Genomic DNA, 13,683 nt, shown 5'->3' on the forward strand with positions numbered 1-13,683 from the left:
GCATCAGGATGTGACAGCCGAGACCGAACAGCTGCGACGCGCCCCACCCCCAGACCCCCCGGCCAACACCTGCCGCCGCGCACTCACACCCGCCCCTTACCAACGGCCGGCCTCCACGCCCATGGCAACACCCGCAAGCGGCCGACCCCTCCGCCACGGCACCCCCCACGGCCCGCGCACCGCCGACACACGCCCCGCAGACGCCTGCCCGCCGCAGGCCCGGGCGGCCTACCGCCCGCCGCTCACCCGCTGACGCCCGCAGCCGGCGGCGCCTCGTCCGGCCCTACCGTGCCCGCCAAGGGAACCGTCAACGCGCGCCTGCGCCCCGGGCTCGTCGCCCGGCGCGACCCACCCCGGCGCCCCGGGGCTCACCGACGGCCGGTACGACACACCCTTGCGCCCCGGCGCTCGCCCACGGCCGGTATCGACACACCCCGGCGCCCACAGGTCGCGACGGCCCGCCTACCACCGGCTCACACCCCGCGGCGCGTGCCGGCCCTGCCCGCGCCCCAAGGTCGACCCGCCGCCCGCGCGGCCGACGGCATCCCGCCGGCCCTGCCTCGGCCGCCGACGATCGCCGTCGGCGCGCCCATCCGCTCGTACAGCCCGGCACCGCCCCCACACCGCCCCGGCTGAACGTTCCTGCACAAAGGTGCCGTCACGCCCTCACACCCGTGCCGCGGAAACCCCCGCCAGGGCCGCCGCAGCCGCGCCCACCAGGCCCGCGTCCGTGCCCATCTGGGCCGGTACGACGGTCAGGCGGCGGACGAAGGAGAGGGTGGCGTAGTCGGCGAGGGCGCGTCGCAGCGGGGCGAAGAGGATGTCGCCCGCCTTGCCGACGCCTCCGCCGATCACCGCGATGTCGATCTCGACGAGCGTCGCGGTCGCCGCGATACCGGCGGCCAGCGCCTGCGCGGCCCGGTCGAAGGAGGCCATCGCGACCGGGTCGCCCGCCCGCGCCGCCGCCGCCACCGCCGCCGCGGAGGTGTCGCCGTCGGGGCCGGGCAGCCAGCCGCCCTCCAGCGCCCGGCGGGCGATGTTGGGCCCGCTGGCGATCCGCTCCACACAGCCCCGCCCGCCGCACGGGCACGGGTCACCGTCGAGGTCGACGCTGATGTGGCCGATGTGCCCGGCGTTGCCGGTGGGGCCGGGATGCAGCCGCCCTCCGAGCACCAGACCGCCACCGACGCCGGTGGAGACCACCATGCACAGGGCGTTGTCATGGCCGCGGGCGGCACCCTGCCAGTGTTCGGCCGCCGTGATCGCCACGCCGTCGCCGATCAGCTCCACCGGAAGGCTCCCGGTCACGCCCCGCACCCGGTCGACGAGCGGATAGTCACGCCAGCCCGGCACGTTCACCGGGCTGACCGTGCCGGCGGAGGCGTCCACCGGGCCCGCGCTGCCGATGCCGACGGCGTACGCGCGCGGCCACAGCGGCGACACGGTCAGTTCCGTCAGCACCTCCTCGACGGCCCGCATCACGGTGTCGCCGTTCTCCCGCGCGGGTGTGGGCCGCTGCGCGCGGACCAGGATCGCGCCGTGGCCGTCCACCAGCGCCCCGGCGATCTTGGTGCCGCCGATGTCGAGCGCGGCCACGAGGTCGGTCTGCATCAAAGTCTCGGTTCTCCCCGTCAACCTGGAATAGGGCCCGGCCGGACAGTAGTGGGGGACATGGCCGGAGATTTCGGTGAACAGTGTCTCCCGCAGCTGACAACGTTGTCCAGGCTCTATGCTCGACGCCACATCCTCATACAAACCCAGGGATGCGGCCACCCCTCTCAGCAACATTTTGTGGACGGTGGGGTGACGGCGTCCCGTGGACGACAGGAACAGGACCCCGCATCGTGCCCGAGACGCCCCGCCGCCCCCTCAGCCGCTACGGCAACCGTCCGACCATGAAGGACGTCGCGGCACGCGCCGGGGTCGGACTCAAGACCGTCTCGCGCGTGGTGAACGGCGAACCGGGGGTCACGCCCGAGACGGAGCGCCGCGTCCAGGAGTCGATCGACGCGCTCGGCTTCCGCCGCAACGACAGCGCGCGCGTGCTGCGCAAGGGCCGTACGGCGAGCATCGGCCTGGTCCTGGAGGATCTCGCCGACCCGTTCTACGGCCCGCTCAGCCGCGCCGTCGAGGAGGTGGCCCGCGCTCACGGCGCGCTGCTCATCAACGGCTCCAGCGCCGAGGACCCGGACCGTGAGCAGGAGCTGGCGCTGGCCCTGTGCGCGCGCCGGGTGGACGGTCTGGTGGTGATCCCGGCCGGCGACGACCACCGCTATCTGGAGCCCGAGATCAAGGCGGGCGTGGCCACGGTGTTCGTGGACCGGCCGGCCGGGCGGATCGACGCCGACTGCGTTCTGTCGGACAACTTCGGCGGGGCCCGCGAGGGCGTGGCCCACCTGGTCGCGCACGGGCACCGCAGGATCGGGTTCATCGGCGACATGCCCCGGATCCACACCGCCGTCGAGCGGCTGCGCGGCTACCGGGCGGCGATGGAGGACGCGGGGATAGCGGTCGAGGACGCCTGGGTCTCACTGGGCACCACCGACCCCGGGCGGGTGCGCCGGGCGGCCGAGGAGATGCTGGCCGGGCCCTCGCCGGTGACGGCGGTCTTCACCGGCAACAACCGGGTGACGGTCACCGTGATCCGGGTACTCGCGGAGCAGACGCGTCCGGTCGCCCTGGTGGCCTTCGACGACCTGGAGCTGGCCGACCTGCTCCAGCCGGGTGTCACCGTGGTCGCGCAGGACGCGGCGACCCTCGGCCGGACGGCGGCGGAGCGGCTGTTCGGACAGTTGGAGGGCGCTCTGATCATCCCCGAGCGCATCGAACTGCCGACGCGGCTCGTCGCCCGCGGTTCGGGCGAGCTGCCCCCGGCGGACTGAGGCGAGCATGGACGGACTCCGCGAAGGACTCACCCTGGAGGCGCTGGGCCTGGCCCACGCGCCGCGCGACCATCCGCTTCTCTACCCGGGCGTGTGGCCGACGGGGTCGGGGCTGCTCGACGGCGATCTGCTGCTCCCGCTGGACCGGCTCACGCATCCCGGCCGCACCCCGGTCCTGGCGGTCGGCTCCAACGCCTCCCCCGGTCAGCTGCGGCACAAGATGGCCGAGTTGGGGATCGTCTCACCGATCCCGATGGTGCGGACCCGGGTCACGGGCATCGGTGTCGGGGTCTCGGCACACGTCAGCCGCGTCGGGTACGTCTCAGCATCTCCCGTCAACGCCCCTGGTACGGCACGGGAGTTGTTCGTCATCTGGCTGGACGGCGAGCAACTCGCAGCCGTGGACGCGACCGAGCCGAACTACGACCGGGTCGTGCTGTCGGAACCGGCGTTCCGGGTGGAGCTGGAGAACGGCGAGACCCTGCCGGAGGTGTTCTCGTACGTGAACCGCCACGGCGTGCTGCACAACGGTGCCGGCGCCCCGCGCAGCCATCCGGGACAGCGCCCCCTGATCACCGAACTCCTGGCCGGTTCACCGGAGTTGAGGCGGCTCTTCGGTGCCTCCCCGGAGGAGTTCTGCGCCCGCGCCCGGGCCGACCCGACCCGGTGCGAGCGGGGCACCCGGCTGTTCGCGGAGGAGAAGATGGTGACGGACTCCGGGCTCGAACACCTGCGGTGCGGTTAGGATCGGAGTACGGCATCGCGTGTCGGTCACCGTCCGGGTGAGGCATGGAGGCGCCCGTGAGTTTGCCTTACGGAGGCATTCCACACATGTCCGTCGAGTTGAACCACACCATCGTCCATTCCCGCGACAACCGGGAGTCCGCCGAGTTCCTGGCACACGTTCTGGGACTCGAAGTCGGCACCGAGTGGGGTCCGTTCGTCCCGGTCGACACCGCCAACGGAGTCACCCTCGACTTCGCCACGATCCCCGCGGAGTCGATCGTCACGCAGCACTACGCGTTCCTCGTCTCCGACGAGGAGTTCGACGCCGCGTTCGCCCGGATCCGGGCGGCCGGGGTCACGTACTTCGCGGATCCGCACGGCAAGCAGCCCGGTGAGATCAACCACCACCACGGCGGCCGGGGCGTGTACTTCATGGACCCGGCCGGGCACGGGATGGAGATCATCACGCACCCGTACACGTTCCCCGGGAAGTAGCGGAAGCCGGTACCCGGTCAGCCGGAAACCGTCAGATCGCCTCGCCGAGGTGCCGCGAAGCCCTCCAGGGCCGTCCGGGACAGCCCGGTCGCGTCGGCAACCTCGGCGAGGTCGAGGGCCCCGCAGTCCAGTCCGCGCAGCAGATAGCCGCTGAGCGCCTTGGCGGTGGCGGGTTCGTCCATCACATCGCCGCCGACCCGGCCCGCGTACCGGGAGAGGCGCTCGGCGGCCTGCGCGAAGCCCTCGCGGTAGAAGGCGAAGACAGCCGCGTAGCGGGTGGGGATGTGGGCGGGGTGCATGTCCCAGCCCTGGTAGTAGGCGCGGGCGAGGGCCCGGCGGGTGAGGCCGTAGTGCAGCCGCCAGGCGTCGTGGACCTTCTCGGTCGTACCGACGGGGAGCACGTTGGTGGAGCCGTCCGAGACGCGTACGCCGGTGCCCGCCGCGGCGACCTGCATGACGGCCTTGGCGTGGTCGGCGGCCGGGTGGTCGCTGGCCTGGTGGGCGGCGGACACTCCGAGGCAGGCGCTGTAGTCGAAGGTGCCGTAGTGCAGGCCGGTGGCGCGGCCCTCTGCGGCCTGGATCATGCGGGCGACGGTGGCGGTGCCGTCGGCGGCGAGGACGGCCTGGCTGGTCTCGATCTGGATCTCGAAGCCGAGCCGCCCCGGTGCCAGATCGCGGGCCTTCTCGAAGGCTTCCAGGAGCCGCACCATGGCGGTGACCTGCTCCGGGTAGGTCACCTTGGGCAGGGTCAGCACCAGGCCCTCGGGGAGGCCCCCCGCCTCCATGAGGCCGGTGAGGAAGATGTCGAGGGTGCGGATGCCCCGGTCGCGGACGGCGGCCTCCAGGCACTTCATACGGATGCCCATGTACGGGGCGGCCGTGCCCTTGGCGTACGCCTCGGCCACCAGCCGGGCCGCCCGGGCCGCCGCCGCGTCCTCCTCGGCGTCGGGGCGGGGGCCGTAGCCGTCCTCGAAGTCGACCCGCAGGTCCTCGATCGGCTCGCGCTCCAGTTTGGCCCGCACGCGCGCGTACACGGGCACGGCGAGTCCGTCGGAGAGGCCGAGACAGGCGGCGAAGGAGGCGGCGTCGGGGGCGTGTTCGTCGAGGGCGGCGAGGGCGCGGTCGCCCCAGGTGCGGACGGTGTCGGCGGCGAAGGCGTCGGCGGGGACGTAGACGGTGTGGACGGGCTGGCGGGTGCCGGGGTCTCCGGGGTAGCGACGCTCGAGTTCGGCGTCGACCGGGGCGAGGGAGGCGCTGATCTCCTCGCTGACGGTGCCCGCGAGGCTCGTCGTCACCGTCTCCGTCGTCACCGTCTCCTGTGGGCCCTTCCCCATCCGTACCCTCCTGTTTTCCGCTTCATGGAATCAACAGTCCGCAAAACGCAGCTTGCCGTGGACCTTTCGGCGGGTCAACACCCCGTCCACCCCACGGTCGCGTGTGATCACTTACGCATCCCTTTCCTCTTCCGTACGCACCCTTCCCACCTCCATCCTGGCCCACGGGGCGAGAGGGGACACATGACAGGCACCGCGGGGCCGAGCCGGCGGACGGGACTGAGAACGATGGTCGCGGCAGCCGTCGCCGTACCCCTGCTGGGTGTGGTCGGGGCCGACACGCCGCGCCGGGTGAGCCCGTCGCCGGCCCCGCCCTCGAAGCCGAGGCCCGTTCCCCCGCTGAAGATCATGACGTTCAACCTCCGGGTCCCGGTCGACCAGGGCGGCAACAGCTGGGTCCACCGCCGCCCGGTGATGCGGGCACTGTTACGGCGGACCGCCCCGCATGTCATGGGCACCCAGGAGGGCCAGTTCCAGCAGATCCAGGCCGTCTGGGCCGACCTCGGCCCGCACTACGACTGGATCGGGACCCCGGGCAGCGGTGACGAGGAGTCGGTGGCGATCTACTACGACGTCCGCCGGCTCAAGCCCCTCGAGCACGATGTGTTCCGGCTCTCCGACACGCCGAACGTGCCCGACTCCAACACCTGGGGCGCGGCCTTCCCCCGACTGGTGACCCGGGTCCTCTTCCACGACCGGCTGCACCCGGGACGGGAGTTCCACGTCCTCAACACCCATCTCGACCACCGGAGCGAGTACGCACGCGTGCGTGCCGCCGCCCTGATCGCCGAGCGGATCAGGGGGCTGGGCCCCTCCCGTCCGGTCCTGCTGACCGGCGACTTCAACGCCGTCGCCCACACCGACCAGGCCTACGGCACCCTGCTGGACTCCGGGCTCGTGGACACCTGGGACACGGCACAGCAGACCGGGCCGGTGTTCGGGACGTTCAACGGCTGGCACCCGCTCAGGCCCGACGGCGAGCGCATCGACTGGATCCTTTCGACGCCGGACGTCACGGTGCACCGGGCGTGGACCGACACCTTCACCGTGGACGGCCGCTATCCGAGCGACCATCTGCCGGTGCTGGCGACGGTGAGCTTCAAGTGAACGTGCGAGGCCCCCGTGACCTGCGCGGTCACGGGGGCCTCGGACAGCCTTGCGGTGATCAGCCCTTACGGGTGTTGATCTCCTCGGTGAGCTGCGGGACGACGTCGAAGAGGTCGCCGACGACGCCGTAGTCGACGAGGTCGAAGATCGGGGCCTCGGCGTCCTTGTTGACGGCCACGATGGTCTTCGAGGTCTGCATGCCGGCGCGGTGCTGGATGGCGCCGGAGATGCCGTTGGCGATGTAGAGCTGCGGGGACACGCTCTTGCCGGTCTGGCCGACCTGGTTGGTGTGCGGGTACCAGCCGGCGTCCACCGCGGCGCGGGAGGCGCCGACAGCCGCGCCGAGGGAGTCGGCGAGGGACTCGATGATCGCGAAGTTCTCCGCGCCGTTGACGCCACGGCCGCCGGAGACCACGATCGCGGCCTCGGTCAGCTCCGGGCGGCCGGTCGACTCACGGGGCGTGCGGCCGGTGACCTTGGTGCCGGTGGCCTGGGCGGAGAAGGAGACGGCGAGGGCCTCGACGGCGCCCGCGGCCGGGGCGGCCTCGACGGCGGCGCTGTTGGGCTTGACGGTGATGACCGGGGTGCCCTTGGCGACACGGGTCTTGGTGGTGAAGGACGCGGCGAACACCGACTGGGTGGCCACCGGGCCCTCGTCGCCGGCTTCGAGGTCGATCGCGTCGGTGATGATGCCGGAGCCGATGCGCAGCGCGAGGCGGGCGGCGATCTCCTTGCCCTCGGCGGAGGACGGGACCAGGACGGCGGCCGGGGAGACCGACTCGACGGCGGCCTGCAGCGCGTCGACCTTCGGTACGACCAGGTAGTCGGCGTACTCGGACGCGTCGTGCGTGAGGACCTTGACCGCGCCGTGCTCGGCGAGCGCGGCGGCGGTGTTCTCCGCGCCGGCACCCAGCGCGACGGCGACCGGCTCGCCGATGCGGCGGGCGAGGGTCAGCAGCTCGAGGGTGGGCTTGCGGACGGCGCCGTCCACGTGGTCGACGTAGACGAGGACTTCAGCCATGGGATTTGCTCTCCTGCGAAACGAAGTTGAGGGGCGGTTCGGCGGGTCGAGCCTCAGATGAACTTCTGGCTCGCGAGGAACTCGGCGAGCTGCTTGCCGCCCTCGCCCTCGTCCTTGACGATCGTGCCCGCGGTGCGGGCCGGGCGCTCGGCCGCGGAGTCGACCTTGGTCCAGGCGCCCTCCAGGCCGACCTCCTCCGCCTCGATCTCGAGGTCGGACAGGTCCCAGGCCTGCACCGGCTTCTTCTTGGCGGCCATGATGCCCTTGAAGGACGGGTAGCGCGCCTCACCCGACTGGTCGGTCACCGACACGACGGCCGGCAGGGAGGCCTCCAGCTGCTCGCTCGCGGCGTCGCCGTCGCGGCGGCCCTTCACCGTGCCGTCCTCGACGGAGACCTCGGAGAGCAGCGTGACCTGCGGGACGCCCAGGCGCTCGGCCAGCAGGGCCGGGACGACACCGGCCGTGCCGTCGGTGGAGGCCATGCCGGAGATCACGAGGTCGTAGCCGGCCTTCTCGATGGCCTTGGCGAGCACCAGGGAGGTGCCGATGGCGTCGGTGCCGTGCAGGTCGTCGTCCTCGACGTGGATCGCCTTGTCGGCGCCCATGGAGAGGGCCTTGCGGAGCGCGTCCTTGGCGTCCTCGGGGCCCACCGTCAGGACGGTGATCTCCACGTCGTCGTCGGAGTTCTCGGAGATCTGCAGCGCCTGCTCGACGGCGTATTCGTCGAGCTCGGAGAGCAGACCGTCCACGTCGTCCCGGTCGACGGTCAGGTCATCGGCGAAGTGCCGGTCGCCAGTGGCGTCGGGCACGTACTTCACAGTGACAACGATCCTCAAGCTCACGCCGGCTCTCCTACTGCATCGTCAGTTCTCGGCTGCCTTCTTTCAGGCAGCATAGGCGCCACAAGCGGCCGATCCCGATCGGGGCGGCCCGCGCTCCGAACGAAATATTACTCGTCAGTACACCCAGTTCCTGCCCGCTAAGCAAGCGCTTTGAACTGTGACGTCTGCAACGCAGCGTAACCGGAACTCGACGGGTTCGCAGGAGGGCCGGGCCGTGATCAATCCCGCAGAGCGGTGAACCGCCCCTGGTGGTAGAGCAGCGGCCGGCCCACGCCCTCCGGATCACCCAGGACCACCTCGGCCAGCACGATGCGATGGTCCCCGGCCGGCACGCGCGCGACGACCCGGCACACCAGCCAGGCGAGCACGTCGTCGAGGACGGGGACTCCTTCCGGACCCTCGCGCCACACGGTCGGCGTGCCGAAGCGGTCGGCGCCGCTGCGCGCGAAGGTGGCGGCCAGTTCCTGCTGGTGGTCGCCGAGCAGGTGCACCCCCACATGCTCGGCGCCGGATATCGCGGGCCAGCTGGAGGCACCCGTGCCGACGCCGAAGGAGAGCATCGGGGGCTCGGCGGAGACGGAGGTGAGGGAGGTGGCCGTGAAGCCGACCGGACCGGACGCGCCGGCGGCGGTGATCACGGCGACTCCTGCCGCGTGCCGCCGGAAGACGGAGCGCAGGAGTTCGGGGGAGGCGAGCCGGGCGGTACCGAGGCCGGGAGTGGCCGTCATGGAGTTGTCCTTCTGCGGGGAGGGGCGTCGGGGTCCGTGGGTGCTCAACGGCCCGGACAGCGCGCGCTCGCGGTACGCACCAGGTCGACGTGCACCCGCGCGTGGAGAAGGAGTTCCTCGGGCATGTGGTCAGGCTGACGACGGGTGGTACGCGCAGTCAAGTACGTCCCGGGATCCGAATGCCGGCTTCCCCTCCCCCGACGGCCCGTCACACCGCCTCCCCCAGTGCCGCGATGACATCGGCCTTGCGCGGCAGGCCGGTGGCGCGCCGCACGACGCGGCCGGCGGCGTCGAGGACCAGGACGGTCGGGGTCTTGAGGATGTCGAGCTCACGTACGAGGTCCAGCCGGTCCTCGGCGTCGATCTCGATGTGGGCGACCCCGGGAACCATGCCCGCCACCTCGCCCAGGACCCGGCGGGTCGCCCGGCAGGGCGCGCAGAAGGCGCTGGAGAACTGCACGAGCGTGGCCCGCTCCCCCAGTTCGCCGCCCAGCCGGCCGGCGCCGAGCCGTTTCTCGTCGTCGCGCGCACGCACGCGTACCCTCCCGCTCCGCCGCCGATGCAGCACTCCGAAGGCGCTCGCCGCCGCGAGCACCGCCACGCACACCATCACTCCGGTCATCAGCCGCTCCAGCGTTCACGAGACTGCAAAGATTCCCGCGCCCAGGAATCCTTTCCCATACGGAATGCTTGATTCATGGACATAGATGCGAGAGGCCCGCGCTTCGGGGCCGCCGTGACGACGGTAGTGCTCGCGGCGGTGCTGATCACGGGCAGTGCCTGGCTGCTGGCCTGGCAGACGCTGGCGTTCGCGCTCGGCGCGGCGGGCGGAGTGGGCCGCTCGCCCTACGGCTGGGTGTTCCGTACGGCCGTACGGCCGCGGATCGGGCCGCCGGCCGAGTTCGAGGCGCCGGAGCCGCCGCGGTTCGCGCAGGCGGTGGGCCTTGCCTTCGCGGGTGTGGGGCTGGTCGGCCTGACGCTGGGCCCGGAGTGGCTGGGGCTCGCGGCGACCGGCGCGGCGCTGGCAGCCGCCTTCCTCAATGCCGCCTTCGGATACTGCCTGGGCTGCGAGATGTACCTGCTCGTCAGGCGGGTGACGGTACGCACGCAGTAAAGGGGGCTTAAAAGCCCGAGGTGGACAAGAGGGGGCCAAGTGACGCGGATCTCGTCCCGGCCGGGCACCAGGGGTGGCCCCCCGGCCGTTCTTCGGGCACCATCTGCGAGATGCCGTAAACCTACGGCTGCGTAACTTGCCCGCGGGAGGAACACCTTCCCGGGCAGAAGGAAGGGTCCGCCCCGCCCATGGCAGAGCTCGTTTACCGTCCCGTCGTCGGCTTGGCCCAGGCCCTCTTCAAGGCCTGGGACCTAAAGATCGACTGCAAGGGCTCGGAGAACATCCCGCGTTCGGGCGGTGCCGTGCTGGTGAGCAATCACATCAGCTACCTCGACTTCATCTTCGACGGCCTGGCCGCGCTCCCGCAGAAACGTCTCGTTCGTTTCATGGCGAAGGAGGCCGTCTTCCGCCACAGGATCTCCGGGCCGCTGATGCGCGGGATGAAGCACATCCCCGTGGACCGCAAGCAGGGCGAGGCGGCCTACCAGCACGCGCTGGACTCGCTGCGCTCGGGCGAGATCGTCGGGGTCTTCCCGGAGGCGACCATCTCGCAGTCGTTCACGCTGAAGAGCTTCAAGTCGGGTGCCGCGCGGATGGCCCAGGAGGCGGGCGTCCCGCTGATCCCCATGGCCGTGTGGGGGACGCAGCGGCTGTGGACCAAGGGGCACCCGCGCAACTTCAAGCGCAGCCACACCCCGGTCACCATCCGGGTGGGCGAGGCGATCGAAGCGTCCCGCGACAAGTACGCGGGCGCGATCACCCGTCAGCTGCGCGAGCGGGTCCAGGAGCTCCTGGAAGCCGCTCAGCGGGCCTACCCGGTCCGCCCGAAGGACGCGAACGACACCTGGTGGATGCCGGCCCACCTGGGCGGTACGGCGCCGACGCCGGAGCAGGTGCGCGAGGCCGACGCCCACTGAGGCCCGTCGGAGGGACGCTTCAGGGCAGCTCGCCCGGGAGCGTCTCCCACAGGTACGGCCGGTCCGGCGCGGCCCTGAGCGCGTCCAGCACCGCCGGGTGAGGTGCCGCGTACAGCACGGGGTGGTCCAGCTCGCCCGCCGCGAAATCCGGTTGGAAGGCGAGCTGTTCGCCGTCGAGTGAGAACCGCGCGTCCACGCCCGGCTTGTTGCCGCGCGGGTCCTGGCGGTGCCAGGCGCCGTTGAAGCGGACGGCGACCAGACCGTGCACCACGTCGAACTTCTGGTAGCACAGCGCCGTAGGGATGTCCTCTGCCCGCAGCAGCGCGGTCAGCGCGTGGGCCTTGGCGTAGCAGATGCCCGTGCGCTGCTCCAGCACGTCGGAGGCGCGCCAGGTGACGCGCGGATCGCCCGAGTCCTGCGAGTGGGGAATCTCGTCGCGGACGAACTCGAACGCCAGCCGTGCATAGGCATACGAGTCAGTGGCATTTTTGGCCAGCCTGGCGGCCGTTTCCCTGACGAGCGGATGGTCGTGGTCGATGACCTCGCCAGCAGCCAAGTAGGCGGACAGGTCGGGGTTCTCCTGGATCAGCTCCATGGGGGGAAAGCATAGAAACGTGATCACCCGAGCGTCAATGACTTTTCAGGTGACCGCATATCTATGCATCAACTTCCACCCCTCAGCGGGCCATCTCCTCCTTGACCGCCGCGACGAAGGCGTCCACGTCCTCCTCGGTCGTGTCGAACGCGCACATCCAGCGCACGACGCCCGCCGCCTCGTCCCAGAAGTAGAACCGGAACCGCTTCTGCAGTCGCTCGCTCACCTCGTGCGGCAGCCGGGCGAAGACCCCGTTGGCCTGCACCGGGTGGAGGATCTCCACGCCGTGCACGGCGCGCACGCCCTCGGCGAGCCGCTGGGCCATCTCGTTGGCGTGCCGGGCGTTGCGCAGCCACAGATCCCTGGCGAGCAGCGCCTCCAACTGCACCGAGACGAAGCGCATCTTGGAGGCGAGCTGCATGGACAGCTTGCGCAGGTGCTTCATACGGCGGACGGCGTCCTGGTCGATCACCACGACCGCCTCGCCGAACAGCGCGCCGTTCTTCGTCCCCCCGAGGGAGAGGATGTCGACGCCGACGGCGTTGGTGAACGTCCGCATCGGGACGTCCAGGGAGGCCGCCGCGTTGGCTATGCGGGAGCCGTCCAGGTGGACCTTCATGCCGTGGGCGTGGGCGTGGTCGCAGATCGCGCGGATCTCGTCCGGGGTGTAGAGGGTGCCGAGTTCGGTGCTCTGGGTGATCGAGACGACCTGCGGCATGGCACGGTGCTCGTCGTCCCAGCCCCAGGCCTGCCGGTCGATCAGCTCGGGGGTGAGCTTGCCGTCGGGCGTGGGGACCGTGAGCAGCTTCAGACCGCCCATCCGCTCGGGCGCGCCGCCCTCGTCCACGTTGATGTGGGCGCTCTCGGCACAGATCACCGCTCCCCAGCGGTCGGTGACCGCCTGGAGCGCGACGACGTTGGCGCCGGTGCCGTTGAAGACCGGGAACGCCTCCGCCGTGGGGCCGAAGTGGCTGCGGACGATCCGCTGGAGGTTCTCGGTGTAGTCGTCCTCGCCGTAGGCGACCTGGTGGCCGCCGTTGGCCAGGGCCAGGGCGGCCATCACCTCCGGGTGGGCCCCGGCGTAGTTGTCGCTGGCGAAACCGCGGACGTCCGGGTCGTGATGGCGGCGCGCGTCGGTCTTCGGAGGGTTCACGGCTGCTCGGTGAGCCACAGACGCTGTCCGTTCACTTCGGATGCGGGCTTCTCCCAGACTCCGGCGACGGCCTCGGCCAGATCCCTGACGTCCGTGAAGCCCGCGAACTTCGCGTTGGGCCGGTCGGCGCGCATCGCCTCGTGCACCAACGCCTTCACCACCAGGATCGCAGCCGCGGAGGTGGGTCCTTCGGCGCCCCCGGCCTTGCGGAAGGCGTCGGCCAGCGCGAGGGTCCAGGCCTCGGCGGCGGCCTTGGCGGCGGCGTAGGCGGCGTTGCCCGCGGTGGGCTTCGAGGCGCCGGCCGCGCTGATCAGCACATACCGGCCGTGCTCGCTGCGCTGGAGGCCCTCGAAGAAGGCCAGCGAGGTGTGCTGCACGGTCTTGACGAGCAGCAGTTCCAGGAAGTCCCAGTCGTCCAGGCTGGTCTTGATGAACGTCTCGCTGCCGCGCCAGCCGCCGACGAGGTGGACCAGGCCGTCGACACGGCCGAAGTCGTGTTCGATGCGGGCGGCCCACTCATGGGTCGACTTCAGGTCGAGCAGGTCGACGGTGTCGCCGGTGACGGTGGCGCCGCCGGCCTCGTAGCGGGCGTGGTCGACGGCCTCCGCAAGGCGCTCGGGGTCGTTGTCCGAGCCGACGACCGTCGCGCCCTGCCGGGCGAGCTTGAGCAGTGCCGCCCGGCCTGCGGGTCCGCCCGCGCCGGCCACCGCGATCACCGCACCGCTGAGTGCCCCGTTCCCCATGTTCCTCGCCTCCTGAGCAGTGTTCT

15 protein-coding genes are annotated in these 13,683 nt (G+C 71.4%); 6 read left to right on the forward strand and 9 right to left on the reverse strand.

From position 1 onward, the window contains the following. Positions 1–666: 666 nt before the first annotated feature. Positions 667–1,611 (reverse strand): ROK family protein, encoded by a 945-nt coding sequence (locus ACFPIH_RS25215; RefSeq protein WP_381167055.1) that lies wholly within the window; start codon positions 1,609–1,611, stop codon positions 667–669. A gap of 233 nt (positions 1,612–1,844) precedes the next feature. Between ACFPIH_RS25215 and ACFPIH_RS25220 the strand changes: the two genes are divergently transcribed. The 3 genes from ACFPIH_RS25220 (at position 1,845) to ACFPIH_RS25230 (ending at position 4,103) form a co-directional block, all read left to right on the forward strand. Then, positions 1,845–2,882, forward strand: a complete 1,038-nt coding sequence (locus tag ACFPIH_RS25220; RefSeq protein ID WP_381167057.1) for a LacI family DNA-binding transcriptional regulator — start codon at positions 1,845–1,847, stop codon at positions 2,880–2,882. A gap of 7 nt (positions 2,883–2,889) precedes the next feature. Then, complete coding sequence (locus ACFPIH_RS25225) at positions 2,890–3,627, forward strand: hypothetical protein (protein ID WP_381167059.1); 738 nt, start codon at positions 2,890–2,892, stop codon at positions 3,625–3,627. An 86-nt stretch (positions 3,628–3,713) separates the two neighbouring features. Then, positions 3,714–4,103 carry a VOC family protein gene (locus tag ACFPIH_RS25230; protein ID WP_381167061.1) on the forward strand — a complete coding sequence of 130 codons (390 nt, stop codon included), beginning with the start codon at positions 3,714–3,716 and terminating at the stop codon, positions 4,101–4,103. A gap of 17 nt (positions 4,104–4,120) precedes the next feature. Here the strand turns inward: ACFPIH_RS25230 and ACFPIH_RS25235 are convergent, their stop codons facing one another. Continuing rightward, positions 4,121–5,437 (reverse strand): DUF6986 family protein, encoded by a 1,317-nt coding sequence (locus ACFPIH_RS25235; protein WP_381167063.1) that lies wholly within the window; start codon positions 5,435–5,437, stop codon positions 4,121–4,123. 183 nt (positions 5,438–5,620) lie between these two features. Here ACFPIH_RS25235 and ACFPIH_RS25240 point away from each other — a divergent pair, with 183 nt between their 5' ends. Beyond that, the gene (locus ACFPIH_RS25240; RefSeq protein WP_381167065.1) at positions 5,621–6,544 is read left to right on the forward strand and encodes an endonuclease/exonuclease/phosphatase family protein; all 924 of its coding nucleotides are present in this window, start codon (positions 5,621–5,623) and stop codon (positions 6,542–6,544) included. Positions 6,545–6,602: 58 nt separating this feature from the next. On the opposite strand, the gene ACFPIH_RS25245 is transcribed toward ACFPIH_RS25240, so the two are convergent. The 4 genes from ACFPIH_RS25245 to ACFPIH_RS25260 all read right to left on the reverse strand — a co-directional run bounded on the left by ACFPIH_RS25245 (position 6,603) and on the right by ACFPIH_RS25260 (position 9,757). After that, entirely contained in the window at positions 6,603–7,565 is a 963-nt protein-coding gene (locus ACFPIH_RS25245; RefSeq protein WP_381167067.1) for an electron transfer flavoprotein subunit alpha/FixB family protein, read from the reverse strand. 53 nt (positions 7,566–7,618) lie between these two features. Continuing rightward, a complete protein-coding gene (locus ACFPIH_RS25250; protein ID WP_381167069.1) occupies positions 7,619–8,407 on the reverse strand; it encodes an electron transfer flavoprotein subunit beta/FixA family protein in 789 nt (262 codons plus the stop codon). A gap of 218 nt (positions 8,408–8,625) precedes the next feature. Then, the gene (locus tag ACFPIH_RS25255; RefSeq protein WP_381167071.1) at positions 8,626–9,135 is read right to left on the reverse strand and encodes a flavin reductase family protein; all 510 of its coding nucleotides are present in this window, start codon (positions 9,133–9,135) and stop codon (positions 8,626–8,628) included. Positions 9,136–9,343: 208 nt separating this feature from the next. Beyond that, positions 9,344–9,757, reverse strand: a complete 414-nt coding sequence (locus ACFPIH_RS25260; RefSeq protein WP_381167073.1) for a TlpA family protein disulfide reductase — start codon at positions 9,755–9,757, stop codon at positions 9,344–9,346. Positions 9,758–9,832: 75 nt separating this feature from the next. On the opposite strand from ACFPIH_RS25260, the gene ACFPIH_RS25265 reads away from it, so the two are divergent. Together ACFPIH_RS25265 and ACFPIH_RS25270 are read left to right on the forward strand one after the other, a co-directional pair. Next, the gene (locus ACFPIH_RS25265) at positions 9,833–10,249 is read left to right on the forward strand and encodes a DUF4395 domain-containing protein (protein ID WP_381167075.1); all 417 of its coding nucleotides are present in this window, start codon (positions 9,833–9,835) and stop codon (positions 10,247–10,249) included. A gap of 188 nt (positions 10,250–10,437) precedes the next feature. Further along, on the forward strand, positions 10,438–11,166 hold the full coding sequence (locus tag ACFPIH_RS25270; RefSeq protein WP_381167077.1) for a lysophospholipid acyltransferase family protein: 729 nt from the start codon (positions 10,438–10,440) through the stop codon (positions 11,164–11,166). Between the two features lie 19 nt (positions 11,167–11,185). Here the strand turns inward: ACFPIH_RS25270 and ACFPIH_RS25275 are convergent, their stop codons facing one another. The 3 genes from ACFPIH_RS25275 to ACFPIH_RS25285 all read right to left on the reverse strand — a co-directional run bounded on the left by ACFPIH_RS25275 (position 11,186) and on the right by ACFPIH_RS25285 (position 13,657). Further along, positions 11,186–11,761, reverse strand: a complete 576-nt coding sequence (locus ACFPIH_RS25275; protein ID WP_381167079.1) for a transglutaminase-like domain-containing protein — start codon at positions 11,759–11,761, stop codon at positions 11,186–11,188. Positions 11,762–11,843: 82 nt separating this feature from the next. Then, the gene (locus ACFPIH_RS25280) at positions 11,844–12,914 is read right to left on the reverse strand and encodes a threonine aldolase family protein (protein ID WP_381167081.1); all 1,071 of its coding nucleotides are present in this window, start codon (positions 12,912–12,914) and stop codon (positions 11,844–11,846) included. Beyond that, on the reverse strand, positions 12,911–13,657 hold the full coding sequence (locus tag ACFPIH_RS25285; RefSeq protein ID WP_381167083.1) for an SDR family NAD(P)-dependent oxidoreductase: 747 nt from the start codon (positions 13,655–13,657) through the stop codon (positions 12,911–12,913). Before ACFPIH_RS25285 ends, ACFPIH_RS25280 begins: the two co-directional genes overlap by 4 nt. Positions 13,658–13,683: the final 26 nt, after the last annotated feature.

This window comes from Streptomyces vulcanius (genome assembly GCF_042653945.1).
Classification (GTDB): Bacteria; Actinomycetota; Actinomycetes; order Streptomycetales; family Streptomycetaceae; genus Streptomyces; species Streptomyces mangrovi.